Source organism: Leifsonia sp. NPDC056665 (genome assembly GCF_042791795.1).
In the GTDB taxonomy this organism is placed as follows: domain Bacteria; phylum Actinomycetota; class Actinomycetes; order Actinomycetales; family Microbacteriaceae; genus Leifsonia.
In genome coordinates, this window is sequence record NZ_JBHTXK010000002.1 from 219,856 (window position 1) to 242,066 (window position 22,211).

General features: G+C 70.8%; 24 protein-coding genes and 1 riboswitch. Of the genes, 8 read left to right on the top strand and 16 right to left on the bottom strand.

Translation table 11 applies throughout. The annotated features are described in order from the left end of the window. Positions 1-60 precede the first annotated feature (60 nt). The 3 genes from ACFQ9V_RS03300 to ACFQ9V_RS03310 form a co-directional block, all read right to left on the bottom strand. Positions 61-1,455 carry a beta strand repeat-containing protein gene (locus tag ACFQ9V_RS03300; RefSeq protein WP_382457748.1) on the bottom strand — a complete coding sequence of 465 codons (1,395 nt, stop codon included), beginning with the start codon at positions 1,453-1,455 and terminating at the stop codon, positions 61-63. Positions 1,456-1,546: 91 nt separating this feature from the next. Beyond that, on the bottom strand, positions 1,547-2,485 hold the full coding sequence (locus tag ACFQ9V_RS03305) for a hypothetical protein (protein ID WP_382457749.1): 939 nt from the start codon (positions 2,483-2,485) through the stop codon (positions 1,547-1,549). 7 nt (positions 2,486-2,492) lie between these two features. Next, a complete protein-coding gene (locus tag ACFQ9V_RS03310) occupies positions 2,493-3,722 on the bottom strand; it encodes an MFS transporter (RefSeq protein WP_382457750.1) in 1,230 nt (409 codons plus the stop codon). A gap of 134 nt (positions 3,723-3,856) precedes the next feature. Between ACFQ9V_RS03310 and ACFQ9V_RS03315 the strand changes: the two genes are divergently transcribed. Continuing rightward, on the top strand, positions 3,857-4,309 hold the full coding sequence (locus ACFQ9V_RS03315) for a MarR family winged helix-turn-helix transcriptional regulator (protein WP_382457751.1): 453 nt from the start codon (positions 3,857-3,859) through the stop codon (positions 4,307-4,309). Positions 4,310-4,446: 137 nt separating this feature from the next. Beyond that, positions 4,447-4,800, top strand: a complete 354-nt coding sequence (locus ACFQ9V_RS03320; protein WP_382457752.1) for a nuclear transport factor 2 family protein — start codon at positions 4,447-4,449, stop codon at positions 4,798-4,800. An 18-nt stretch (positions 4,801-4,818) separates the two neighbouring features. On the opposite strand, the gene crcB is transcribed toward ACFQ9V_RS03320, so the two are convergent. The 3 genes from crcB to ACFQ9V_RS03335 all read right to left on the bottom strand — a co-directional run bounded on the left by crcB (position 4,819) and on the right by ACFQ9V_RS03335 (position 6,291). After that, a complete protein-coding gene (gene crcB / locus ACFQ9V_RS03325) occupies positions 4,819-5,196 on the bottom strand; it encodes a fluoride efflux transporter CrcB (RefSeq protein WP_382457753.1) in 378 nt (125 codons plus the stop codon). Continuing rightward, a complete protein-coding gene (locus ACFQ9V_RS03330; protein ID WP_382457754.1) occupies positions 5,193-5,642 on the bottom strand; it encodes a fluoride efflux transporter FluC in 450 nt (149 codons plus the stop codon). The genes crcB and ACFQ9V_RS03330 overlap by 4 nt, the downstream gene beginning before the upstream one ends. 20 nt (positions 5,643-5,662) lie before the next feature. After that, positions 5,663-5,736, bottom strand: a riboswitch (Fluoride riboswitch). After that, complete coding sequence (locus ACFQ9V_RS03335) at positions 5,737-6,291, bottom strand: universal stress protein (RefSeq protein ID WP_382457755.1); 555 nt, start codon at positions 6,289-6,291, stop codon at positions 5,737-5,739. A gap of 117 nt (positions 6,292-6,408) precedes the next feature. On the opposite strand from ACFQ9V_RS03335, the gene ACFQ9V_RS03340 reads away from it, so the two are divergent. Genes ACFQ9V_RS03340 through ACFQ9V_RS03360 form a run of 5 tightly spaced genes read left to right on the top strand, consistent with a single transcriptional unit; the run spans position 6,409 to position 9,099 of the window. Beyond that, positions 6,409-6,840, top strand: a complete 432-nt coding sequence (locus ACFQ9V_RS03340) for a phage holin family protein (protein ID WP_382457756.1) — start codon at positions 6,409-6,411, stop codon at positions 6,838-6,840. Beyond that, positions 6,837-7,040 carry a hypothetical protein gene (locus tag ACFQ9V_RS03345; protein WP_382457757.1) on the top strand — a complete coding sequence of 68 codons (204 nt, stop codon included), beginning with the start codon at positions 6,837-6,839 and terminating at the stop codon, positions 7,038-7,040. The genes ACFQ9V_RS03340 and ACFQ9V_RS03345 overlap by 4 nt, the downstream gene beginning before the upstream one ends. After that, positions 7,030-8,010: a YihY/virulence factor BrkB family protein gene (locus ACFQ9V_RS03350; RefSeq protein ID WP_382457758.1), complete on the top strand. Its 981-nt coding sequence runs from the start codon at positions 7,030-7,032 to the stop codon at positions 8,008-8,010. The genes ACFQ9V_RS03345 and ACFQ9V_RS03350 overlap by 11 nt, the downstream gene beginning before the upstream one ends. Before the next feature lie 58 nt (positions 8,011-8,068). Next, on the top strand, positions 8,069-8,428 hold the full coding sequence (locus ACFQ9V_RS03355) for a YciI family protein (protein ID WP_382457759.1): 360 nt from the start codon (positions 8,069-8,071) through the stop codon (positions 8,426-8,428). Next, entirely contained in the window at positions 8,425-9,099 is a 675-nt protein-coding gene (locus ACFQ9V_RS03360; RefSeq protein ID WP_382457760.1) for an NUDIX domain-containing protein, read from the top strand. The genes ACFQ9V_RS03355 and ACFQ9V_RS03360 overlap by 4 nt, the downstream gene beginning before the upstream one ends. 22 nt (positions 9,100-9,121) lie before the next feature. Here the strand turns inward: ACFQ9V_RS03360 and ACFQ9V_RS03365 are convergent, their stop codons facing one another. Beyond that, the gene (locus ACFQ9V_RS03365; RefSeq protein WP_382457761.1) at positions 9,122-9,742 is read right to left on the bottom strand and encodes a LysE family translocator; all 621 of its coding nucleotides are present in this window, start codon (positions 9,740-9,742) and stop codon (positions 9,122-9,124) included. A gap of 82 nt (positions 9,743-9,824) precedes the next feature. Here ACFQ9V_RS03365 and ACFQ9V_RS03370 point away from each other — a divergent pair, with 82 nt between their 5' ends. After that, positions 9,825-10,280, top strand: coding sequence for an Lrp/AsnC family transcriptional regulator (locus tag ACFQ9V_RS03370; protein ID WP_382457762.1), 456 nt, complete (start codon positions 9,825-9,827; stop codon positions 10,278-10,280). Between the two features lie 73 nt (positions 10,281-10,353). On the opposite strand, the gene ACFQ9V_RS03375 is transcribed toward ACFQ9V_RS03370, so the two are convergent. From ACFQ9V_RS03375 to ACFQ9V_RS03415, 9 genes are all read right to left on the bottom strand, one after another. After that, positions 10,354-11,655 (bottom strand): hypothetical protein, encoded by a 1,302-nt coding sequence (locus tag ACFQ9V_RS03375; RefSeq protein WP_382457763.1) that lies wholly within the window; start codon positions 11,653-11,655, stop codon positions 10,354-10,356. A 439-nt stretch (positions 11,656-12,094) separates the two neighbouring features. Further along, positions 12,095-13,783, bottom strand: a complete 1,689-nt coding sequence (locus ACFQ9V_RS03380) for a hypothetical protein (protein ID WP_382457764.1) — start codon at positions 13,781-13,783, stop codon at positions 12,095-12,097. After that, on the bottom strand, positions 13,780-14,439 hold the full coding sequence (locus ACFQ9V_RS03385; protein WP_382457765.1) for a DNA-binding response regulator: 660 nt from the start codon (positions 14,437-14,439) through the stop codon (positions 13,780-13,782). The genes ACFQ9V_RS03380 and ACFQ9V_RS03385 overlap by 4 nt, the downstream gene beginning before the upstream one ends. A gap of 130 nt (positions 14,440-14,569) precedes the next feature. Further along, entirely contained in the window at positions 14,570-17,560 is a 2,991-nt protein-coding gene (locus tag ACFQ9V_RS03390; RefSeq protein WP_382457766.1) for an alpha-mannosidase, read from the bottom strand. Between the two features lie 29 nt (positions 17,561-17,589). After that, on the bottom strand, positions 17,590-18,426 hold the full coding sequence (locus ACFQ9V_RS03395; protein WP_382457767.1) for a carbohydrate ABC transporter permease: 837 nt from the start codon (positions 18,424-18,426) through the stop codon (positions 17,590-17,592). Further along, positions 18,426-19,388 (bottom strand): carbohydrate ABC transporter permease, encoded by a 963-nt coding sequence (locus tag ACFQ9V_RS03400; protein WP_382457768.1) that lies wholly within the window; start codon positions 19,386-19,388, stop codon positions 18,426-18,428. The genes ACFQ9V_RS03395 and ACFQ9V_RS03400 overlap by 1 nt, the downstream gene beginning before the upstream one ends. A 1-nt stretch (position 19,389) precedes the next feature. Continuing rightward, positions 19,390-20,742 carry an extracellular solute-binding protein gene (locus ACFQ9V_RS03405; protein WP_382457769.1) on the bottom strand — a complete coding sequence of 451 codons (1,353 nt, stop codon included), beginning with the start codon at positions 20,740-20,742 and terminating at the stop codon, positions 19,390-19,392. A gap of 142 nt (positions 20,743-20,884) precedes the next feature. Continuing rightward, positions 20,885-21,847: a hypothetical protein gene (locus ACFQ9V_RS03410; RefSeq protein WP_382457770.1), complete on the bottom strand. Its 963-nt coding sequence runs from the start codon at positions 21,845-21,847 to the stop codon at positions 20,885-20,887. Next, complete coding sequence (locus ACFQ9V_RS03415) at positions 21,844-22,194, bottom strand: GntR family transcriptional regulator (RefSeq protein ID WP_382457771.1); 351 nt, start codon at positions 22,192-22,194, stop codon at positions 21,844-21,846. Before ACFQ9V_RS03415 ends, ACFQ9V_RS03410 begins: the two co-directional genes overlap by 4 nt. Positions 22,195-22,211 lie beyond the last annotated feature (17 nt).

Sequence of the window (22,211 nt, forward strand, 5' to 3'; positions counted from 1 at the left end):
CGATGGGCCGGGCCGGTCCTCCGACCGACCCAGCCCTGTCGCGTGGTGCGAGAGCGTCCGTCACCGCGTGTGGTGGCGGCGCTCCCTGTTCGCGGCTCCGAAGAGCAGCACGGTTCCGATCATCGCCAGCAGTGCGGCGATCGACCCGAAGGTCAGCGCGTCCGAACCGGTCGACGCCAGCATGGATGCGTTCGGCCCGGTCGATCCGAGCGCGGATGAGCCCAGGGCGGTCGAACCCAGCGCAGACGATCCCAGCGCGGACGAGCCCAGCGCGGTCGAACCCACGGCGGTTTCGCCCAGCGCGATCGAGCCCAGCGCGGTGGAAGCCACCGTTGCCGGGTCGGTCCCGGTGCCGGTCGAGGCTCCGGACCCTGCGGTCCCGCCGGCCTGACCCGTCCCCGTGACCGTCGTACCGGACGCGACCGGAGTGGTCGCGGCACCGGTCGTCGCGTCCCCGCCGACAGCGACCGCGTCGGCGCCCACTGTGACTGGAAGCGCGACACCGATCGGCAGCTGCGCGCCACCGAGGATGCTGCCGTCACCCGTCGTGACCGGCGTGGTGACCGCGCCCGACGTGGCTGGAGCGGTCACGGCACCGGTGGAGCTCGCGTCACCGAGCACGGCGACCGAGTTGCCGGAAGCGGTGACAGGAGCCGCCGCGGACACTGGAGCCTGAGCACCCGAGCCCACACCATCCGTACCCGAGGTGGTCAGACCCGAAGCCGAGGGAGCCGACGACGCCGGAGCGGACGAAGCCGTCCCGCCGCTGCTCGCGTCGCCAAGCACCGCCACCGAGTTGCCGGAAGCGGTGACAGGAGCCGCCGCGGAGACGGGCACCTGGGCACCCGAGAGCACACCATCGGAACCCGAGGTCGTCAGACCTGAGGCGGGAGCGGTGGACGTGGTGGACACCGGAGCGGCCGAACCTCCGCTGCTCGCATCCCCCAGCACCGCCACCGAGTTGCCGGTCGCGTTCACCGGAACCGCGGCGGAGACCGGCGCTTGAGCACCGGACAGCACACCATCCGAACCCGAGGTCGTCGCAGGGGCGGGCGCGGGCGCAGGTGCAGCGGCCGCCGGCGCAGCGCCGCTGGTCGCGTCGCCCGCCGCACTCGCCGCGTTCCCGGACACCGTGACCGGCACGGACACGCTGAGCAGGGCCTGGTCGCCTCCGGCCACGGACCCGAGTCCGCTGGTGGTGACGACGGGAGCCGGCGCCGGGGCTGCCGGAGCGGCGGACGTGCCGGAGGCCGTGGAGTCGCCGAGCACGGCGATCCCGTTTCCGGTCACGGTCACCGGCGCCGTGACGCCGATCGGGGCCTGGTCGCCCGAAGCGACGCCGCCGGATCCTGTTGTCGTCGATGGTTCCGCGGCGTTCGCGGCCGCGGTGCCGGCGAGCCAGAGCCCGCCGACGCAGAGGGTGAACCACAACCCTCTGGAGACATACTTGTTCATCGTTCAGCCTTTCGAGTGAGTGTCGGACTCCCGGTCGGGAGTTCGGGTTCCGTGTCCGCGCCGCGCGGTGCGCAGGGCGGTCGGAACCTACTCAGTCGGGGCTGATGTCGTGATCGAATCCGGGTGAAGTCGGGAGGTCGTCGTCCGCCGGGAGGCCGGCGCGGACGCTCACGACGGCTGCGGGCCAGGCCGCGCTGCCGCCGAGCGTGGCGAAGCCTGAGCTGTAACCGCCGGCCTGGGCGGCGGCGGGGCTCGTCCCGAGCGCACCCGAGGGGGTTCCGGGCGACGGCATGCCCTGGTCCGGGTTCGGGGCGTCGGCGAGCCGTGCGGATGTCGCACCGGTGGTCGGCGTGGAGGCCGGCGAGTACGGAGCGACAGCACGCACAGTGCTCGCCGCAGCGGCAGACGCGAGAGCGACGGCCGGCTGGACGTCATTCGAAGGGATGACGGACTGCTCGCGCGCAGGCCCAGTGACTCCGGGAACTGCGAGCGGTCGGACGGTGCCCACCACGACTCCCGCGACGCCCGCGAGGACGCCGTCGGCGGCGGCCGCGATCGGCGCGGTCAGCGTACTGACGGGATGGTTCGCAAGCACCGACGTCACCAGGGTGAGCGGCGCGGTAAGAGTGCGCGCCAACGCGGTCTGCGGGGCCGGAGCCTGCGAGGCGGGAGTGCCGGCGGCGGGAGCGACCAGCTCCACCGGAGCCGCCACCACCCGATCCGCCACCTGTGCGACCGGGCTCACCACGGCCTCCACCGGCGCCGCGGCCGCCACCTGCTGCACCACGCTCGCCACCGGCTGGACGACCTGCGCCGCCACCTCCCGGACGGGAGCCGGAGCGGCAGGCGTCACCGACACGACGGTCGCGACCACTCCACCCAGCGGGCCGGGGGCCGGCGCTTCGGCCGCGTTCGCGGTGCCGCCGCCGAACAGCAGTCCCAGCGCCACGATGCCGCCGCCGAGGACGAGGGATCCGATCAGAAGCCGCGCGGGAGCGAGAGAGGAGCGCCGCACTTCGGGCACATCCACCACACGATCACCCCCTGATCGTCGGTCTTCCGTTCGAGACAGGTGCGAGTGTACGCCCCTGTCTACTGGACCGGAAGGGGCCACTTCGAGCGGCCGACGCGACCGCGACGACGGCAAGGGCCGCGACCGTCATCGCTGTCCCGACCCAGAGCGGGGACGCGTAGCCGAGCCCGGCCGCGATGGTGAGGCCGCCCAGCCAGGCGCCGATCGCGTTGCCGACGTTGAACGCGGCGATGTTGGCCCCGGAGGCCAGCGTCGGCGCGGCATCGGCCGAGCGGAGGACGCGGAGCTGGAGGCCGGGGACCGTCGCGAAGCCGAACGCCCCCATCAGCACGAGCGCGACGACCGCGGCGACCGGGAGGGCGGCGAGCAGCGCGAACGCGGCGAGGACAACCGCGAGCACGGCCAGCACGACGACCAGCGTCCCGTCGATCGAGCGATCGGCGAACCGGCCGCCGACCGCGTTCCCGGCGAACAGCCCGAGCCCGAACAGGATCAGCAGCCACGGGACCGCGGCCGCGGGGAAGCCCGAGAGCCCGGTCAGCGTGTAGGCGATGTAGGTGAAGGCGCCGAACATCCCGCCGAAGCCGAGGACGGTCGCCGCCAGCGAGAGCCAGAGCTGGCCGGAGCGGAAGGCGCGGAGCTCGGTGCGAAGGCCTGAGGCTGCGCCGGAGACCGGGCCGGATGTCGCGGGGCCTCCCGGCACCAGCACTGCAACCCCGGCCAACGCCACCACTCCCACCACCGTGATCGCCCAGAACGTCGACCTCCACCCGAACTGCTGGCCGAGCAGCGTCCCGAACGGCACGCCCAGAACATTGGCGGCCGTCAGGCCGGTGAACATGATGGCGATGGCCCGCGCCTTCCGGCTGGGGTCGACCAGGCTCGCGGCGACGACAGAGCCGATACCGAAGAAGGCGCCGTGGCAGAGGGCGGCGACGAGGCGTCCGGTGAGCATCGTCGGGTAATCGGTCGCCAGGGCGGAGATCGCGTTGCCGAGGATGAACAGCACCATCAGTCCCAGCAGCACCGTCTTGTGCGGGAGGCGGGTGACGGCGGCGGTGAGGCCGATCGCGCCGACGGCGACGGCGAGCGCGTAGCCGGAGATGAGCCACCCGGCCGCGGCGGCGTCGACGTGGAAGTCGGCGGCGACCTCGGGCAGCAGCCCGGCGATGACGAACTCGGTGAGGCCGATGCCGAAGCCGCCCAGCGCGAGGGCGATCAGGCCAGCAGGCATGAGAACTCCTGGGAAAGTCGGGGATGGAGGGGCGACCGCGTAGACTAAGTAATTGCAGACGCGTCATAAATAGTTGCACATGCAATTACTTTACGCAAGCACGAGCCACGAACCGAACAGCGAGGAGATCGCACATGGGCATCGCCGACGACGCCGTCGAGGTGCGCGCACAGGGCTGGCGCACCCTCGCCGCGCTGCACAACTTCATCGAGAACGAGCTGGAGAAGGCGCTCTCCCGGGCAGCCGGCCTCTCCGTCGTCGAGTACACCGTCCTCGACGCCCTCAGCCGGCAGGACGGCTGGCACATGCGCATGCAGCAGCTCGCCCGCGCCAGCGCGCTGAGCCCGTCCGCGACCACCCGGCTGGTCAACCGGCTGGAGGAGCGCGGCCTCCTGACCCGCATCGACTGCCTGGACGACCGGCGCGGCATCTACACCGAGCTCACCTCCGGCGGCCACGAACTGCTCGACAGCGCCCGTCCGGTGCACGACGACGCGCTGGAAGCTGCCCTCCAGGAGGCGCACAGCATCCCCGAGCTCGCCCCGCTGCTCGTCGCCCTGCCGCAGCTCGCCCTCGCTCGCAGCTGACTACCTCGCCGAGGGGCACGTTAACGCCCCTAAAACGGCCCGGTAGGGGCGTCTACGTGCCCTTCGGCAGGGGCGCGCGGATGTGGCGCGCTGTCAAGTCTGGCGGGCGCGGGCGGCGTTGGCGTATAACGGGGAACATGGCCGACGCGATCACGTCCTGGATCGACCGCTATCGCCGCGCGTGGGAGACGAACGACCCCGACGACATCCGGGCGCTCTTCACCGAGGACGCGAGCTACCGCACCGAGCCGTTCGCCGAGCCGTGGGACGGTCACCTCGAGATCGTGGAGGGCTGGCTCGACGCGCAGGACGACCCGGGCTCGGTCGACTTCGAGTGGCGGCTGCTCGGCCAGGACGGGTCGCAGTACTTCGTAGAGGGCGTCACCGACTACCACGACGGGCCGACCTACTCGAACCTGTGGGTCGTGGTGCTGGCCGGCGACGGCCGCGCCGAGGAGTTCACCGAGTGGTGGATGGAGCAGCAGGCCTGAGCCTCCACGGCGACGGACTCAGATCAGCCCGCCCAGCCACAGTCCCAGCCCGGCCGCGGCGAGCGCGAGGATCAGCATCCCCACGCCGTTGAACAGCGCCGCCCGGTACCTCCGCTGCTGCGCCAGCCGCACGGTCTCGTAGCTCGCGGTGCTGAACGTCGTGTAGCCGCCGAGGAACCCCGTGCCGAGGATGGTCCGCCACTCGGGCGGGAGGCCGTGCGCGAGCGCCAGCCCGGTGACGAGACCGAGCAGGAACGACCCCGTCACGTTGATGACCGTCGTGCCGAACGGGAAGTTGATCCGGAACCGGCTGCGCAGCACCCCGTCGAACACCAGCCGCGCCACCGCTCCGAGGCCGCCCGCGACCGCGACGGCGAGCACCAGCAGCGGCGTCACCGGCCGGCCCCCGCCCGGCGCGCGCGACGCCTCCCGAGCGCAGCGGCCGCAGCGATCCCCGCCACCGACGCCAGCGCGCCGATCAGGATGGTCGCCACCGCGTACCCGATACCGGCGCCGGGATTGTGCGCCGCGAACAGCCCGTCCGTGTCCACCGCGAACGAGCTGTAGGTCGTGTACCCGCCCAGGATGCCGGTGCCGGCGAACAGCCGCAGGTCGCGGCGCCGCCCGGCGTCCGGTCCGCGCAGGGCCAGCGCCTCCAGCAGCCAGCCCAGCACGAACGCGCCCGTCACGTTGATGACGAGCGTGATGAGCGGGATGCCGCCCACGGTCGGCACCGCGGCCGACAGCAGGTAGCGCACCGTGGTGCCGATCGCGCCGCCGGCGAAGACCAGCAGGACGGAGCGCCAGTGCAGGTGCACCGGCAGCGGGGTTCTCGCGGGCAAGCGTCATCCACCCTTCACAATGAAGCGCAGGAACTATCAGCGACCGTCGCGGTTCGGGCCGTGGGCCCCGGCGAGATCCATCGCCGCTGGACCACTATACCGGCGGGTCCTCCCACGGCAGCGCGCCCGAACCGCTGACCGGCGCCAGCGGCACCACGATCACGGGCCGGTGCTGCCGGTGCGCCAGGTGCACCGCGACGGAGCCGTTGAAGAACTCGCGGAGGCTGCCGCGCAGGCCCGCCTCGCGCGTGCCCACCACGATGTACCGCGCGTCCATCTCGTCGGCCAGCCGGGCGAGCGCCCAGGCCGGGTCGCCCGCGAGCTGCTTGAGGGAGTACGGGACGCCGCGGCCGTTCAGCGCCTCGCGGATGTCGGACTCCAGCTCGGCGTCGAAGGTCTCGTCCTCCACCTCGGGGAGGTCGGGGTCGTACGGCAGCGCGACGACGGTGCCGTCCACGTAGCTGGAGACCAGGTACCGGTTGGGGTCGACGTTGGCGCACACCAGCGGGACGTCCAGGTCGTCGGCGAGCCGCGCCGCCGCGTCGAGCACGGCGGTCGGCTGACCGGGGACGACCGCGACGAGCACTCCCCCGGGTCTGACGCCGGCCGATCCGCCGCCGCCCGCCCCATTGCCGCCGATGCCGCTCATGCGACTAGTGTGCACCATCGCGTGGGCCACGATCTTGCGGGCCACGCGGTGAGGCGCTCCCTTGGCTCCTCCCCGACCGTGGAGTACGTTCGGACGCGAACCCAGGGAGGCCACGCAATGACCGACGACAAGGCCGCGCTCCCCCGCGAGCGCCGCCGGACCACCCGCGGACTCCGGCCGCTGCCGGAGCTGACGCGCGATGCGACGGCCCAGGTCAAGCGGCTGCTCACCGCCGAGCTGGCTCTGTTCAAGGCCGAGATGGCGGCGAAGGCGAAGGCCGCGGGGGTGGGCGCCGGCCTCCTCGTCGGCGCCCTGGTGTTCGTGTTCTTCGCGCTCGGCGTCCTCGTCGCGGCCGCCGTGTTCGCGTTCGCGCTGATCGTCCCGGGCTGGCTGGCGGCACTGATCGTGGCGGGCATCCTGATCGTGCTGGCGATCATCGTCGCCCTCATCGGCCGGGGCATGCTGAAGCGCGGGATGCCGCCGGTCCCAGAGGATCTCGGGCCGGAGCTGAAGGCCGACGTGCAGGCGCTGAAGGGGGAACGGCCGTGAGCGGCAAGGGGATGAACACGCTGAAGCTGGAGCTGGAGGAGACCCGCGACCAGCTCGCCGGGACCCTCGACGACATCTTCGCCACCTTCAACGTGCGCGTGCAGATCCGGTCGCACCCCGTCGCCGCCGCTGCGGTGTTCCTGGCGGTGCTGGGCGGCGCCGCCGCTCTCGTGGCACGAGGGATCGCGCGTGGCCGCTGAGGCCTCCCGGCGCCGCCTGCCGTGGGGCTACATCCTCAAGCGCACGCTGCGCAGCTTCGGCCAGGCGTCGTGCACCGACCTCGCGGCGGGACTCACCTACTTCGGCGTGCTGTCGCTGTTCCCGGCCATGATCGCGCTCGTCAGCGTCCTCGGCCTGGTCGGCCAGAGCAAATCGGGAATCGACGCGCTGTTCGGGATGATCGACCAGCTCGCTCCCGGGATGCTCACCGTCATCCAGGCCCCGATCGAGGCGCTCGCCTCGTCCCCCGCCACCGGCGTCGCGCTGGTGATCGGCATCGTCGGCGCGATCTGGTCGGCGTCCGGGTACGTCGGCGGCTTCGGGCGCGCGCTCAACCGGGTGTACGGCGTGCGGGAGGGCCGCTCGGCGTTCAAACTGCGCCCGGTCCAGCTCGGTGTGACGCTCGCGTCGCTGGTGCTCATCGCCATCGTGGCGGTGCTGCTCGTGATCTCCGGGCCGGTCCTCCAGGCGCTCGGCAACGTCCTCGGCGTCGGGGACGCGGCCAAGACGGCGTGGTCGGTCCTGCGCTGGCCGGTGGTCGTGTTCGCGCTGGTGCTGCTGGTCGCGCTGCTGTACTCGGCGACGCCGAACATCCGGCAGCCGCGGTTCCGCTGGCTGACCCCCGGGGCCGTCGTGGCGATCGTCCTGCTCGGCGTCGCGTCGGCCCTGTTCGCCTTCTATGTCGCGAACTTCGGGCACTACGACAAGACGTACGGCACGCTCGCCGGGATCATCGTGTTCCTGCTGTGGATCTGGATCGCCAACGTCGTGCTGCTGCTCGGCGCGGTCTTCGACGCGGAGATCTCCCGCGCCCGGCTGATCCTGGCCGGAGTGGAGGTCGAGAACGGCTACGACCTGCCGCTCAAGTCGGACAAGGCCATCGTGAAGGCGCGGGACGCCGAGGCGGCCGACATCCTGGCCGTGCGCGCCATGCGGCGGAAGCTGCGCTGACGCTGTCGATTCCGCGCCGGCCGGTTCGACGTCCTGATGACGACAGAGAGGATCGCTCATGGCCCAGTTCGCCATCTTCATCTACGGCAACGGCGTCGCCGGCGCTCCCGAGGAGCTCGCCGAGCACGACCGGCACTCGGAGGACCTGATCGGCGACGGCTCGCTGACCGCGGCGTTCGCGCTCGCCCCGTTCACGGAGGCGACCTCCGTCCGCGGCGACGGCGTCACGGACGGGCCGTACACCGAGAGCAAGGAGATCATCGCGGGCCTCGGCATCGTGGAGGCCGCCGACCGGGAGGCCGCGCTCGCGATCGCCCGCCGCAACCCCGCCACGTGGCAGGGCGGCGGCGTGGAGGTCCGCGAAGTGGTCGGCATGTACATTCGCCCGGCAGAGAGGTCCGATACCCTCCTGCCATGAGCGGTGAGGGATCCACGGAGCGCGACGCACGACCCGGGCACGACGTCCCGGACAGCAGAGGACGCACCGGGCTGCACCGTACCGGCCGTTCGGCAACAGGCAACCCCGCTGTCCGCGTGACGGACGTGGAGGTCGTGTCCGACGGCTGGCACGTCCTGCGCCGGACCACCTTCGACTACCGCGGGCGCGACGGCGCGTGGGTGACGCAGGCGCGCGAGACCTACGACCGCGGCAACGGCGCGACCGTGCTCCTGTACGACCCCGTCGCGCGCACAATGTTGCTCACCCGGCAGTTCCGCTTCCCGGCGTACGTCAACGGCCACCCGGACGGGATGCTGGTGGAGGCCGCCGCCGGCCTCCTGGACGGCGACGACCCGGACGAGGCGATCCGCCGCGAGGCTGCGGAGGAGCTGGGCGTGCGGGTGGGCGACCTCCGCCACCTGTTCGACCTGTTCATGAGCCCGGGCTCGGTGACCGAGCGCGTGCACTTCTACGCGGCCGAGTACCGGCCCGGCGAGATCGTCGGCGGGGGCGGCGTGGCCGAGGAGGGCGAGGAGATCGAGCCGGTCGTCGTGGGGTACGACGACGCTCTCGCGATGGTGGCGCACGGGCGGATCGTGGACGGGAAGACGGTCATCCTGCTGCAGTGGGCGGCGCTGAACCTGTTCTGAGCCCGACCGCCGCCGGCGCGTGTCAGTGCTGCAGGAACCGCTCAACGAGCAGGCTCACGCCGATGAGCACCATCATCGCGCCGGACAGCTTCCCCACGATCACGAGGGCGCGCGGCCGGGACCGCAGCAGCCGGCGCGCGAGCAGGGCGACCAGCGTGTAGATGACGGCGACGTCGGCCAGCTGGATCGCACCCAGCACCAGCATCTGGGCTGCCGGCGGCATCCCCGTCGGCGAGGTGAACTGCGGCAGCAGCGCGAGGAACAGCAGGAGGCCCTTCGGGTTGAACCCGGACACCCCGGCGCCGCGGAGGAACTGGGAGGTCGCGCTCCCGACGATCGGCTCGCCGTGCGGTCCGACCGGCTCGGCGCGCTTGACGAGGGCGGTGATCCCGAGCCAGACCAGGTACGCGCCGCCGCCGAGCGTGAGCGCCGTGAGGACCACCGGGAACCGCGTGACGAGCGCGCCGACGCCGAGCGCGACGGCCGCGATGACCAGTGCGTAGGCAGTCAGCATCCCGAGGATCGAGGGCGCTGCGGACTTCGCGCGCACGCCGGCGCCCATGATGTAGGCCCAGTCGGCGCCGGGCGTCAGCGTGAGCAGGACGGCGATCGTCCAGAACTGCGCGACCAGAGCGGGATTCATGAGGCAGAAGCTACGGCAATATCCGCGAAAGGTGCTTCGCTATCTGCGACAGAATCGCCGAAACAGCGGGAGAATAGTTTTCATGGACAGCCTCGACCGGGAGATTCTTTCAACCCTCCAACAGGACGGCCGCATCAGTGTCACCGAGTTGGCCTCCCGGGTCGGGCTGAGCCTGTCGGCCTGCCACCGACGGGTGCGCGAACTGGAGCAGTCGGGCGTCATCGAGCAGTACCGCGCAGTGGTGTCGCCGACCGCGGTCGGGCTGACGTTCGAGGCGATCGTGTTCGTGACGGTCAGCCGCACCGACCCGGACACGGTCGGCGCGTTCGAGGAGGCGGTGGTCGCCATCCCGAACGTGATCGAGGCCGAACGCCTCTTCGGCGACCCGGACTACATGCTGCGCATCCTGACGCCGAGCCTGGCGGCCTACCAGGAGCTGTACGACGGGGAGCTCGGCGGGCTGCCGGGCATCCAGCGGATGACGTCGACGCTGGTCATGAAGCGGCTGGGGTCGGGGGTTGCGGTGCCGTTGGGGTGAAGCGCCGGCGATTCGGCACGAATGTCGTGATTGCCTCGCTCAAAGCCGCGATTCGGCGCGAATCGTGGGTGGCTCACCCGTACTTGAGCGTCGCCCCCTGTGACTTCAGGAAGTCGATGTGCACGTGGTTGCAGGTGTCGTCGAACGGGGCGAAGTTCTGGACGCTGATCGAGCCGCGGCACTCCGCCTGGCCCAGGCCGGAGCCCTTGGGGACCAGCGGGTCGAGGAGACGGATGAGCTGGAGGGACTTGGAGTCGCCGCCGGTGAGGGCCGAGCCGTTGAGGAGGTAGAAGTCGACCGCGTGGCCGCCGCCGTCCGCGTAGTGCGCGGAGTCGGTGCCCGCGCCCTCGATCTGGCCGGTGCACTTGCGGTTGATGTCGCTGATGCCGACCTGGCTGAAGTTGTCCAGGGCGACCGAGATCGCCTGCAGCACGCGGTAGTCGACACCGCAGTTCGGAACGACCTTGCCCTCGGCCAGGTTCGCGATCTCGGGGATGTGGTTCGGCGTGGAGCCGACCAGGCGGCCCGCGGCGACCGCGCCCATGAGCTGCACGGCCAGGGCCTGCACGGTGGGCGACACGCTGCCGTTGGTGGTCGAGTCGAGGGCCTGCGGGCTCTCGGCGATGCCGAGGCCGTCGCGGGAGACGACCTGCGCGGTGGCGTTGCCGCCGGTCAGGGTCTGCACGGCGAGGGCGGTGCGCGCGGCTCCGGCGACGGAGGCCTCGCCCGTCGTCGCGTAGGCCGGGAGGGAGGCGGTGCCGAAGAACGCGGTCAGCGCGACGAGCACGAAGAGGTGGAAGCCGCGGCGGTGGCGGCCCTCGGTGTGGAGCTTGCGGTAGATGCCGAGACGCGGGTGGCGGGGGTTCGTGCGGTCGGCGACCGACGGGCCGGCGGCGACCTGCGCGGCGGGGACGGCCGACTGCTGCGCGACGGCGGCTCGCCGCTCGGCGCGGGACGGGCGGGTCGGCTTGACGACGACGCGCTCGCGGACGACGCGCTTCTTCTTCCGCGGCGCGGTGTGCTGCTCGGCGTTTAGCTGCTCGGCGTTCAGCTCCTCCGCGCGACGGCGGGCGACGGCGCGATCGGCGGCGACACCCTCGGCCGCGGGGGTCTCAGACAGGCTCTCGGCGAACAACGACGCGATGCCGTCCTCCCGAGCAGCCCGAGGCGCGACTGCGGCGACCTGCGGCGCCTGCGCCTTCGCGGCGGCCTGCGTCCGGCGCGCCTGGGCGCGTTCGGCCTCCAGGGCGGCGCGGCGGCTCATCGGCGCCGGAGCGGCGGGAGCCGCCGGGACGACCGGCGCGGGCGGGGCCAGCGACTCGGCCCGCGTGAAGTCCGTGATCGGGTCGGCCACTGCCTGCGTCTGCTCGTCCACGTCGAGTACGACGGGTCCCCGAGTACTGCGGCGAGGCCGCAAAGGGGCAGAGGACTCGGGCAAACTGGCCTTCCTGGGAAGAACTGAACTCGCCTGGGACGGTCGGGTCCGAGCGTCGCGGGGGGACGACGCGTTCAGGCGTACCGATCATTCTTATCAAATTTCCGCTGAACGTTCTATCAATGCAGACGAATAGATCGAACCAATTCTGGGCGTGACGCCGGCGGACGGACGAACTCGCGCAGGAAAGCGGACAGCCGGAGAATGCCGCGGGAAGCCGGGGGCGGGGCGCATCCCGCGCGTTCGGGTCGCGCGGAAACACCCCGGCCCTGACCAAGACGGATGCGGGCTCCGATCACCTCGAAGGTAACCCTGCGAGTCCACTCAGACCCCGCCGGGTACGGCTGGTACGACTGACGTTCGCCCGCCCGACGGGATGTCAGGGAATCGCCACGGCGAGCTCGACGCGGCCGGCGGCCTCCTGCAGTGCGACGACCCCGCGCTCGGCCAGCTGACGGAGCCCGATCCCCGGCACGGCGGCGGACAGCGCCCCTCCGGAGACGATCATGACCGAGACGCCGTCACCGGGCGCAGCGAGCACGTCGAGCGTGACCTCCGACCCGTCGCCGTGGCGCACCGCGTTGGCCAGGCCCTCCGAGATCGTGTCGATCACCGCGGCGGCGCGCCCGGGCTCGCGGAGGCGCTCCCAGACGTCGTCGCCGAACGACGACCGCAGCGGGATGGCGCACGCCCAGCTCTCGACCAGCGCAGCGATCCGCTCGGCGGCGTCCGGCTCCACGCGCGGCGCGCTCAGCTCGGCACGGATGCTCGACACCACTCTGCGCAGCTCGGCCGACGCATCCGCCGACGGCCCCGCTGCCAGGGCGAGCGCGGAGGCGATCAGCTCGGACTGGACTCCCGAATGCAGCAGTCTCGCGAGCGCGGCCCGCTCCGTCTCGAAGGCGCCTCGAATGGCGGCCGCCGCGCGGATGTTGTCCTGGACCGCCTCCTCGAGCTCGCTCTGATCCCGGCGCACCTGGGCCGTGAGCGAGGCGACGAAGGCGACCCCGAGGCCGACCAGCCAATACGAGGCAGCCTCGAACCAGACCCGCTCGGGATCGCCGCCCATGAGGCGGACCGTGACCTCGCTGCTCGCCGAGAGCAGCAGACCGATCAGGACGTAACCGATCGCGAGGGCCACCGCACGCAGCGCGGGCGGAGTCCGCGTCGCCGCGAGCCCCAGCAGCACGTTCCCTCCCCACATCACGAGGAGGCCGCACAACAGCGGGGGGAGGCAGAAGAACAGGCCGTACTGCCAGACGCCGAACGGGAGCACCATCACCGCGAACAGCACCGCGAGCAGGAGCGGAGGGGCGGCCTGCATCCCGCCGAGAACCGATGCGATCCAGTCGTGCTTGCGCACGCGGCCGGCTTCGGACTCCTCCCCTGCTGGGGCGTCGGCGTCGAAGACCCGGTGGCTGGCCGGTCGCACGATCTGCTCGGCCACCTCGCGGAGCAGGTTCGCCGCGTCGACCGGACGGATCCCGCGGCTCTCGGCCGCGACGGTGGCACGCTCCAGCCCTTCGGAGACGGCGTCCAGGGCGGAGTCCCGCAGAGCGCGCGCACGGTCCGCCGCCAGCAGTGCATCGCGAGCCGACGCCTCCTGCGCCGCGCGCAGCCGTCGATAGACGCCGAGATGGTCTTCGACGAGCTGGACCGCGATGGCGATGAGGGAGAACACGGCGACAGTCGTCACCAGGTTGATCGCCATCCGTCCGCCGAAATCACCGGCGGCGGCAGGGATGCCCAGCACCCATCCGGCGGCGAGGAAGAGGACGGGACGGAGGACGCCGATCACAGCGAACACGGCGATCACCGTCGCCGCGCGCACCGGGGCCGGCATGACACGCAGCAGCGCCCAGCCCACGAGCAGGAGGAGGCCGACCCCCAGGTGTTCGACGGAGGCCACCGCGACGACCGCCGAAGGGCCGCCGGTGACGTACTGCAGCCCCGACATCACGGTCAGCGCGACCGGGGCCGTGATCAGCCACGTCCACCAGGTGATGGCGTGACGGCCTGTCGCCTGGGCGACGATGCGCCGGATCCTCGACGCGACGGACGGCTTCACAACCCCGACCCCGGGTCGCCGAACGTCGCCGTGTAGAGGGTCGCGGCTGCCACCCGCGGGGCGATGCCGTCGTCTCGGGTGAGGCCGAGCGCCTGGAAGACGCGCTCGACGCTCTTCTCGACCGCCCGCACCGAGACGCCGCGCCGGCGTGCGATCTCCGCGTTCGTGAGGCCGGCGGCGAGCAGCCGGGTGGTCTCGCGCTGGGCGGGGCTCAGCCGCAGGAGGGCGCCCTGCGAGCCGGTCGTGCCGGTCAGGTGCTCGACGGGCCGGTCCGCCAGGACGGCCTCCGCGGCGTCGACCAGCTCGGCGACCGACCCGATCGCGCCCTTGTTGACGAAGGAGGCGCCCTCGACGGTGTCGCGGGCCTGGGCTGCCGCGGCCTCCCGCGACAGGTTGCTGAGGAACATCACCGCGACGTGCGGGGCGCGCTCCCGGACGATCGTCGCCAGCTCCACGCCGTTGGGCCGGGAGCCGAGGTCGATGTCGGTCACGAGCAGGTCGGGGTCGGCGTCGTCCACGAGCCGTAGCGCGTCCACCGCGGAGGGCGCCGCGGTGATCTCGAACCCGCGCTGCGCGAAGGCGTCGGCCACGAGCGAACGCATCAGGGCGTGGTCCTCTACCACGAGCACCCGCCTGCGCCACATACCGACCGCCACGTTGGAAAGACTAACCGGGCGAAGAGTATGTAATGCCCGCATTACGCGCCCCCCGTTCGGGATCAGAACGGTGGAGATGGGTGATGTTGCCCGCCCCGGGGTTCGCGCGGCCCGGGGCGGGCGGTCTGGGTCAGCTGCGGACGAACCGCAGCGTGACGAGTTCGAAGGGCCGGAGCGCGAGCGTCCTCCCGGCGTCTCCGGTCACACGCTCGAGCAGGTCGGTGCGCTCGATCCGCTCGTACGGGAAGCCGACCGCGAGCGTGGTCGAGGCCCGCGAGCCGTGCGCCTCGTACAGCCGCACGACGACGTCGCCCGAGCCGTCCTCGGCGAGCTTGACGGTCTCGACCACGACGCCCGCCGACGAGGAGGCGACGAGCGGCTCGATCGAGGCGGCGGCCGGCCGCAGCGGGAGGTTGAGCCGGTAGCCCGTCTCGATCGCCGCGTCCACGCCGCCGACCACGAGGGAGCTGCGCAGGGTGTGCTCGCCCTGGTCGGCCTCCGGGTCAGGGAAGAGCGGCGCGCGCAGGAGGGTCTGCCGCACCAGCGAGTAGGTGCCGCCTCCCTCGCGCTCGTGCCGGGTGATGTCGTGGCCGTAGGTCGCGTCGTTGGCGACGCCGACGCCGAAGCCGGGCTCCGCCACGTGCACCCAGCGGTGCGCGCTGGTCTCGAACCGGGCGACGTCCCAGCTGGTGTTGGTGTGCGTCGGCCGCTCGATGTGCCCGAACTGGATCTCCGAGCGCGCCGAGGTCGTGTGGACGTCGACCGGGAAGCCGAGCTTCAGCATCCGCTGGCGCTCGTGCCAGTCGACGTGGGTCTCGATGTCGAGCGCGGGCGACCCGGCGGCGAGGGTCAGCGTCTGCGTCACCGTTGAGGCGCCGAAGCGGCGGACCAGACGCAGCGACACCGACTCGGGCGTCTCGGCGGCGACCTCGAGGGACTCCACCCGCGTGAGGTCCTCCCCTGCGAGCCGGTACTCGATGTCGACGTCCCAGGCGTCCCACTGCGTGGGGGTGTCCCGGAAGAGCTGGAGGAGGTTGGCGCGGGTGCCCGCGGGGACCACCTCCCGGCCGGTCGCGAGCTCCACGATCGAGGGGATGAGGCCCTCGGCGTCGACCGTGACCGCGATGCGGTCGTTGACCAGCCGGAGGCCGTCGCCGTCGCGCTCGACGCGGGCGTCGGAGCCTCGGGCCGGGACGCCGATGGCACCGGGCGCGATCCCGTCCACGGTGTAGGGCGAGGCGTTGGCGACGGCCCCGCGATCGGCCGCGCCCGCGGCGAGCGCCGCCAGCGACCTCCCGATCACGTCCTCCAGGCTGCGCGCCACTTCGGCGTAGTTCTCGACGGCCTGGTCGTGCACCCAGCCGATGGACGACCCGGGCAGGATGTCGTGGAACTGCTGCAGCAGCACCGTCCGCCAGACCTCCCGCAGCTCCTCCGCCGGATACGCCGCGCCGGCCCGGACCGCTGCGGTCGCGGCCCACAACTCGGCCTCGTGGAGCAGCGCCTCGCTGCGGCGGTTGCCCTGCTTGGTGCGCGCCTGCGAGGTGTAGGTGCCGCGGTGGAACTCCAGGTAGAGCTCCCCCGCCCACACCGGCGCCGGGTCGAACTCGGCGCGCGCGGCGGCGAAGAACGCGGACGGCGCCGCGACCCGGACGGTCGGCGAGCCCTCCAGGTCGGCCGTGCGCGCGGCTGCGGCGACCATCTCGCGGGTCGGGCCGCCGCCGCCGTCGCCGAACCCGAACGGGACGAGGGAGGTGTTCGCCCGGCCCTTGTCGGCGAAGTTCTGCTCGGCGTGCGCGAGCTCTCCCCCGGAGAGGATGGAGTTGTAGGTGTCGACCGGCGGGAAGTGCGTGAAGATGCGCGTGCCGTCGATGCCCTCCCACTCGAAGGTGTGGTGCGGAAACGTATTGGTCTCGTTCCACGAGATCTTCTGGGTGAGGAAGTAGTCCATCCCGGCCTCGCGCGCGATCTGCGGCAGGGCGCCCGAGTAGCCGAACGAGTCGGGCAGCCAGACCTCGCGCGGCTCGTAGCCGAGCTCCTCCAGGAAGAACCGCTTGCCCTCCACGAACTGGCGGGCCATCGCCTCCGAGCCGGGCATATTGGTGTCCGACTCGACCCACATCCCGCCGACCGGCACGAAGCGGCCTTCAGCGACCCGCACGCGGATGCGCTCGAAAAGCTCGGGGTAGAACTGCTGCATCCACGCGAACTGCTGCGCCGAGGAGCACGCGAACACGAAGTCCGGGTCCTGGTCCATCAGGTCGAGGACGTTGGAGAACGTCCGCGCGCACTTGCGGATCGTCTCGCGCACCGGCCACAGCCAGGCGGAGTCGATGTGCGCGTGGCCCACCGCGAACACCCGGTGCGCCGTCGCAGCCGCCGGCGATGCCAGCACGTCCGCAAGCGCCGCGCGACCGGCCGAGGCGGTCGCGCCGACGTCGAACGGGTCGACCGCGGTCACTGCGTCCTCCAGCGCGGCGAACAGCGCGGCCCGGCGCGGCGAGGTCGCCGGGAGCTCGGCGGCCAGGCCCCGCACCGTGAAGATGTCCTGGATCAGCTCCCACACCTCCCGGTCGCGGTGGACGACGTCCACCCGCCGCAGTGTGTAGATGGAGTCCGTCGGCGCCGTCGACTTCCGGCCGACCGGCGTCGGCCGGAACGACCAGTCCGACCCCACGTCGGGGTTGGAGGCCGCCTCCACGAACAGCTCGAACGACTCCCCTGGAGCCGCCTGGAGCCGCACGTAGTTGTTGAGCGGCTCCAGTGCCTTGACGATCGCGCCGTCCGTCGCCCAGACCAGCCCCTCCGCCTGGAAGCCGACCTGGCCGGCGGTGAACCCGAGGTCGACGACCAGCTCCACCTCATCGGCGGTGGCCTCCCACTCGGCCGGGACCGTCCCGGTCACGCGGAACCAGACCGTGCCCCACGGCCGCCCCCACGGCCTCCCGACGGCGAACGGCTCGAAGGCGCCCTCCATCGCCTGGGCGAAGGGCACCGGCTCGTCCGGCACCTCCCACGCCTCCACGGTCACCGGGACGGACGCCCGCTCGAGGGCGGGCGCCAGGCGCTCGCGGACGAAACGGTCGACCCGCAACTCGGCGAGCTGGTTCTGCTGGTACAAGGAGGACTCCTTCTATATAAGAGGTACGGCTAGCCCTTGACGGCCCCGGCGAGCGCGGACGAGCCGCCCAGCGCACGGGACACGATCACGTAGAGCGCGATGACGGGCACGGAGTAGATGAGCGAGTACGCGGCGAGCTGGCCGTAGGCGACCGCGCCGTACTGCCCGAAGAACGTGAAGATGCTCACGGCGGCCGGCTGGTTGCCCGGACTGAGCAGCAGCACGAACGGGACGAAGAAGTTGCCCCACGCGGCGACGAACACGTAGATGAACACCACCGCGATCCCCGGCCGCACGAGCGGCACCACGACGGTCCACAGGGTCTTCATGCTGGACGCGCCGTCGACCCAGGCCGCCTCCTCCAGGGAGATCGGCACGGAGTCGACGAAGTTCTTCGTCATCCAGATGGCCATGGGGAGCGATGACGCCGCCATGAACAGGATCGTCCCACCCAGCGAGTCGATCAGGTTGAGCGACACGAACAAGCTGTAGACCGGCACCATCATCGCGGTGATCGGCAGGCAGGTCCCGAACAGGATCGCGTAGAGGAACGGCCGGTTGAACCGGTTGCGGTAGCGCGACAGCGGGTAGGCGGCGAGCACCGCGATGACCACGGTGAGGATCGCGCACCCGGCCGACAGCAGGAGGCTGTTCCACAGCGGCACGAACGCCAGCTCGGGCGTGAGCACCTTCTGGAAGTTCTCCAGCGTCCACTGCTTCGGCCACGCGACCGAGAGGGTCGCGCCCCCGTCGAACGAGGCCAGCACCACCCACACCAGCGGCAGCACGAAGACCACGCCGATGAGCAGCAGGAGGACGTTGGCCGTCCACTTGAGGGCGATGCCGTTGGGCGACGAGAGTCTCATCAGTCCACCTCCGTCTTGAGGGCGCGCACGTAGACGATCGCGAAGACCGCCCCGACGAGCAGCAGGATGGTCGCGATCGCGGTGCCGTAGCCGAGCTCGGAGAACTTGAACGCCTCCTGGTAGGCCAGCACCGGCAGGGTCATGCTCTTGTTGCCAGGTCCGCCGCCGGTCATCACGTAGATGAGCGTGAAGACCGAGAGCGTCTGGAGGGTGATGAGCATGAGGTTGGTCGAGATGCTGCGGCGGATCATCGGCAGCGTCACGAGGAAGAACCGCTTGGCCCCGTTGGCGCCGTCGACCTCCGCCGCTTCCGTGATCTCCGGCGGCACCTCCTGCAGCGCCGCCGAGTAGACCAGCATCGAGAAGGCTGCGCCGCGCCAGGTGTTGGCGAGGATGATCGACAGCATCGGGAAGGCGAACAGCCACGACGGCCCGACGATGCCGAACCCGGCGAGGATCGCGTTGAGCGTGCCGTGCTGGCTGAAGAAGGCGTACGACGCGAACGCCGCCACGATCTCCGGCAGCACCCACGCGCCGACCACGAAGGTCGAGACGAGCGCCCCGACCCACCGGCTGCCGCTGCGCATCAGCAGGGCGAGCACCATGCCGACAACGTTCTGGCCGATGACCGCCGAGCCGATCAGGAAGACCAGGGTCAGCCAGACCGAGACCGGGAAGTCCGGACTCTTGAACAGGTCGATGTAGTTCTGGAGGCCCACCCACTGCGCCGACGCCGCCGCCGAACCGGTGAGCGACATGTTGGTGAACGAGCCGTAGAACGACGACAGGATCGGCCCGACCAGGAAGACGACCAGCAGGCCGATCGCCGGGATCAGGGGGACGGCCCGGGCGAGTGAGCGCCGGGCGTGTGCGCGCGAACGTGTCCTCGGACCGCGCGGCGGCCGGACCGGGGTGGTCCGGCCGCGCGCGTCGGTGCCGACGGCATCCAGAGTGGAGGTCACGTTACTTCGACTCCGTCTTGTCCTTACCGACGATCCCCACGACCGAGTCGTCGTAGGTCTTGGCCGCCTGCGCCGGCGTGGCCTGCCCGGTCATCACCGACTCCATCGCCACCTGGATGCCGTTGGAGATCTTCGGGTAGTCCGGGGTCGCCGGGCGGAACTTGGTGACCGCGACCAGCGAGGAGAAGAACTCCGACGTCGGGTTGGACGTCTTGTACTTCTCGTCGTCCGCGACGTCCTTGCGTACCGGGATGCCGGCCGTGTTGATGTTGTACTCGAGCGAGCGCTGCTTGTCGGTCACGAAGGTGATGAACTTCCAGGCCGTGTCCTTCGCCGAGCTCTTGGAGCCCATCGAGAACGTCCAGCCGCCGGAGAGGCTGATCGAGCCGGGCGCGCTGCCGTTCTGCGTCGGCATCTTCGCCGTGCCCATCACCTTGTCCCAGTCGGCCCACGGGGTGGCGCCGGTGGGCAGCCACGCGTTGGAGGCCCAGGAGCCGTCGAGGTTGATGGCCAGCTTGCCCTGCGGCACCAGCTCGTTGTTGATCGTGTTCTGGTAGTTGGTGTCGCTGGTGACCTCCTGGCTCGGGCCGAGGCCGCCCTGGTAGACCTCCTTGATCACGTCGAGCGCGTCGGTGAACGCCTTCGAGCCGGTGATCCACTTGGAGTTGGAGTCGTCGTAGAGGCCCTTCTGGCTCGCCCCGTACATGAGCATCTCGAAGCCCTGCATCGAGCTGGCCTCACCCGCGGCTTTGCCGGAGAAGATGTTGAGCGGGATGACGCCGGGGTCGGCGGCCTTGATCTTCTTGGCCGCGCTGATGACGTCCTGCCAGTTCTTCGGCTGCCACGGCGTGGGGATGCCGGCCTTGGCGAAGATCTGCTTGTTGTACCAGAGCCCGCGGGTGTCGGTCCCGGTGGGGATGCCGTACACCTTGCCGTCGTCGCCCTTGCCCGCGTCCTTGGCGTTGTCGAAGAAGTTGGACCAGTCCGACCACTTGGAGACGTAGGAGTCGAGCGGCGCGAGGTACCCGGCCTGGGCGTCGGCGCGGATGAGGAAGGTGTCCTCGCTCATCACGTCAGGCGCGGTGGTGGCGGCCCGGTTCATGAGAGCGAGCTTGGTGTAGTAGTCGTTCTCCGCGGCCTTGATGGGCACCAGGTCGACCTTGGTGCCGGGATTGGCCTTCTCGAAGTCGGTCTTGGCCTTGTTCATGAAGTTGGCCATGATGTCCGACCCGAAATCCTGGAAGGCGACCTTGATGGTCTTGCCGTCACCACCGCCGGACGACGACGAACAGCCCGCCAGTGCGACGAGCGCGGCGGCGGCGACTGCTGCGACCACAACCCTGCTTCGCTTCATCGATGCTCCTTTGCATTGGGGTCCTCCGGCTCCCATGCCGCGGACTCTTCGTAATTTATAAATCAAATTGATTTATAAGTAAAGAGGGTGCGGGAAATCGACGGTCTGCCCTCGGGTGGGGGCGTGGTGAGACCCCGACGCTTCAGTCAGCACCCCGAAGAAGAAGTGCTCGAAGCACGCTCACTGCTTGTTCAGCGGAAGCCGTCGTTACGGCGACATCTGTTCCATTCCGCAGGGTGACTACGATCGCCGGGCCCGAGCGAAGGACGAGCGCTCTGCCGTGGAGGCCCGCACGGTATCCCCACCCGCCCCAACGCAAGGGCTCCAGGATGATCGTCTCCGCTGCGGCCACATCAGCGAGGGCAACCGATACGAGCGTGATCCCGAGAGTCGCCGACCGCGCATGCAGACCACGACGATCTACGGTCACCCGGATTCGGGCGAACGCGTACGACGTCAGAGCGAGGACCGACATGACGATCGCCGCGCCGACGTTCGAGGCATCAACGCCCGCCAACATCATCGGCACGAAGCCGAAACCGCCGGCCGCGAGGAGGCAGACTACCGATGTGCAGACGAAGAGCGGCACCGACTGGCTGTGCGACCAGGCTACGGACTCGCTTGGGGTGAGCTCCAGATCCACGCCTTCACTGACGCTGTCGGAGGATGAGTTCGCCGGCGCCACAGCAAACGGCGCCAACCCATAGAACAGAGCGGCAATGGCCCAGAATCCATTGGCGCCGATTCCCTGATCTGGATGACTGGCGAGGCCGCCACTGATCAGCCAAGCCGCGGTCGCGGTTGCAGCGACCGAGCCCGAGATGAGGAACGTGCGGCGGTGGTGGTCGTAGCTCATCGGGCTCAGTGCAGCGTGCCAGGAGAATGCGGCAGAGGTTGCGGCGATCACGAGGGCGCTGATCGCGAAAGCGAGCGTGGGGAGGTGCGAGACGACCTTGTCTCGGGACCATTGGGACGGAAGTTCCGCAGGCAGGATCGACCACCACGCCACGACCGACCACACGATCGCGAGGACGGGAAGTGTCACGAGAGCGGCAGCGGCGATCATCCGCAGCGTGGCAGCCCGCTCACCCGCCGTGCCGTTCATAACAACTCCTCCAGGTATCTGACCAACTGCTGACGGGAGACACCCCGCCCAGCCGCTCCACGAACGAGCGCATCGACAGCTCTCGAAACATCGCTTGGCAGCGGTGCGGGCGCTGGTAGAACGCGAGCTCCTTGTCCTCTGCGCACTTCGATCAAGCGAGCCACGCTGAGAATGGAGTATGCGCGCAGCACGGTGTGAATGTTGACCCCGAGTCCATCCGCCAACTCCCTCGCCGCCGGAAGCTTCTCTCCAGCCGAGAGGACACCGTCGCGGATGTCCGTCCGGATGGAATCAGCGATCTGCTCAGCCAGCCCAATGGGCGACGCCCGATCAAGCCTGACTAACATATCGTAACTGCACCGAA

Coding starts and splice junctions, on each gene's coding strand:
- ACFQ9V_RS03310 (WP_382457750.1), bottom strand. CDS start 3,722: ATGCCTGCTGGCCTGATCGCCCTCGCGCTGGGCGGCTTCGGCATCGGC.
- ACFQ9V_RS03320 (WP_382457752.1), top strand. CDS start 4,447: ATGGCCGACGCGATCACGTCCTGGATCGACCGCTATCGCCGCGCGTGG.
- ACFQ9V_RS03405 (WP_382457769.1), bottom strand. CDS start 20,742: ATGAAGCGAAGCAGGGTTGTGGTCGCAGCAGTCGCCGCCGCCGCGCTC.
- ACFQ9V_RS03360 (WP_382457760.1), top strand. CDS start 8,425: ATGAGCGGTGAGGGATCCACGGAGCGCGACGCACGACCCGGGCACGAC.
- ACFQ9V_RS03300 (WP_382457748.1), bottom strand. CDS start 1,455: ATGAACAAGTATGTCTCCAGAGGGTTGTGGTTCACCCTCTGCGTCGGC.
- ACFQ9V_RS03365 (WP_382457761.1), bottom strand. CDS start 9,742: ATGAATCCCGCTCTGGTCGCGCAGTTCTGGACGATCGCCGTCCTGCTC.
- ACFQ9V_RS03340 (WP_382457756.1), top strand. CDS start 6,409: ATGACCGACGACAAGGCCGCGCTCCCCCGCGAGCGCCGCCGGACCACC.
- ACFQ9V_RS03355 (WP_382457759.1), top strand. CDS start 8,069: ATGGCCCAGTTCGCCATCTTCATCTACGGCAACGGCGTCGCCGGCGCT.
- ACFQ9V_RS03335 (WP_382457755.1), bottom strand. CDS start 6,291: ATGAGCGGCATCGGCGGCAATGGGGCGGGCGGCGGCGGATCGGCCGGC.
- ACFQ9V_RS03315 (WP_382457751.1), top strand. CDS start 3,857: ATGGGCATCGCCGACGACGCCGTCGAGGTGCGCGCACAGGGCTGGCGC.
- ACFQ9V_RS03370 (WP_382457762.1), top strand. CDS start 9,825: ATGGACAGCCTCGACCGGGAGATTCTTTCAACCCTCCAACAGGACGGC.
- ACFQ9V_RS03395 (WP_382457767.1), bottom strand. CDS start 18,426: ATGAGACTCTCGTCGCCCAACGGCATCGCCCTCAAGTGGACGGCCAAC.
- ACFQ9V_RS03410 (WP_382457770.1), bottom strand. CDS start 21,847: ATGAACGGCACGGCGGGTGAGCGGGCTGCCACGCTGCGGATGATCGCC.
- ACFQ9V_RS03415 (WP_382457771.1), bottom strand. CDS start 22,194: ATGTTAGTCAGGCTTGATCGGGCGTCGCCCATTGGGCTGGCTGAGCAG.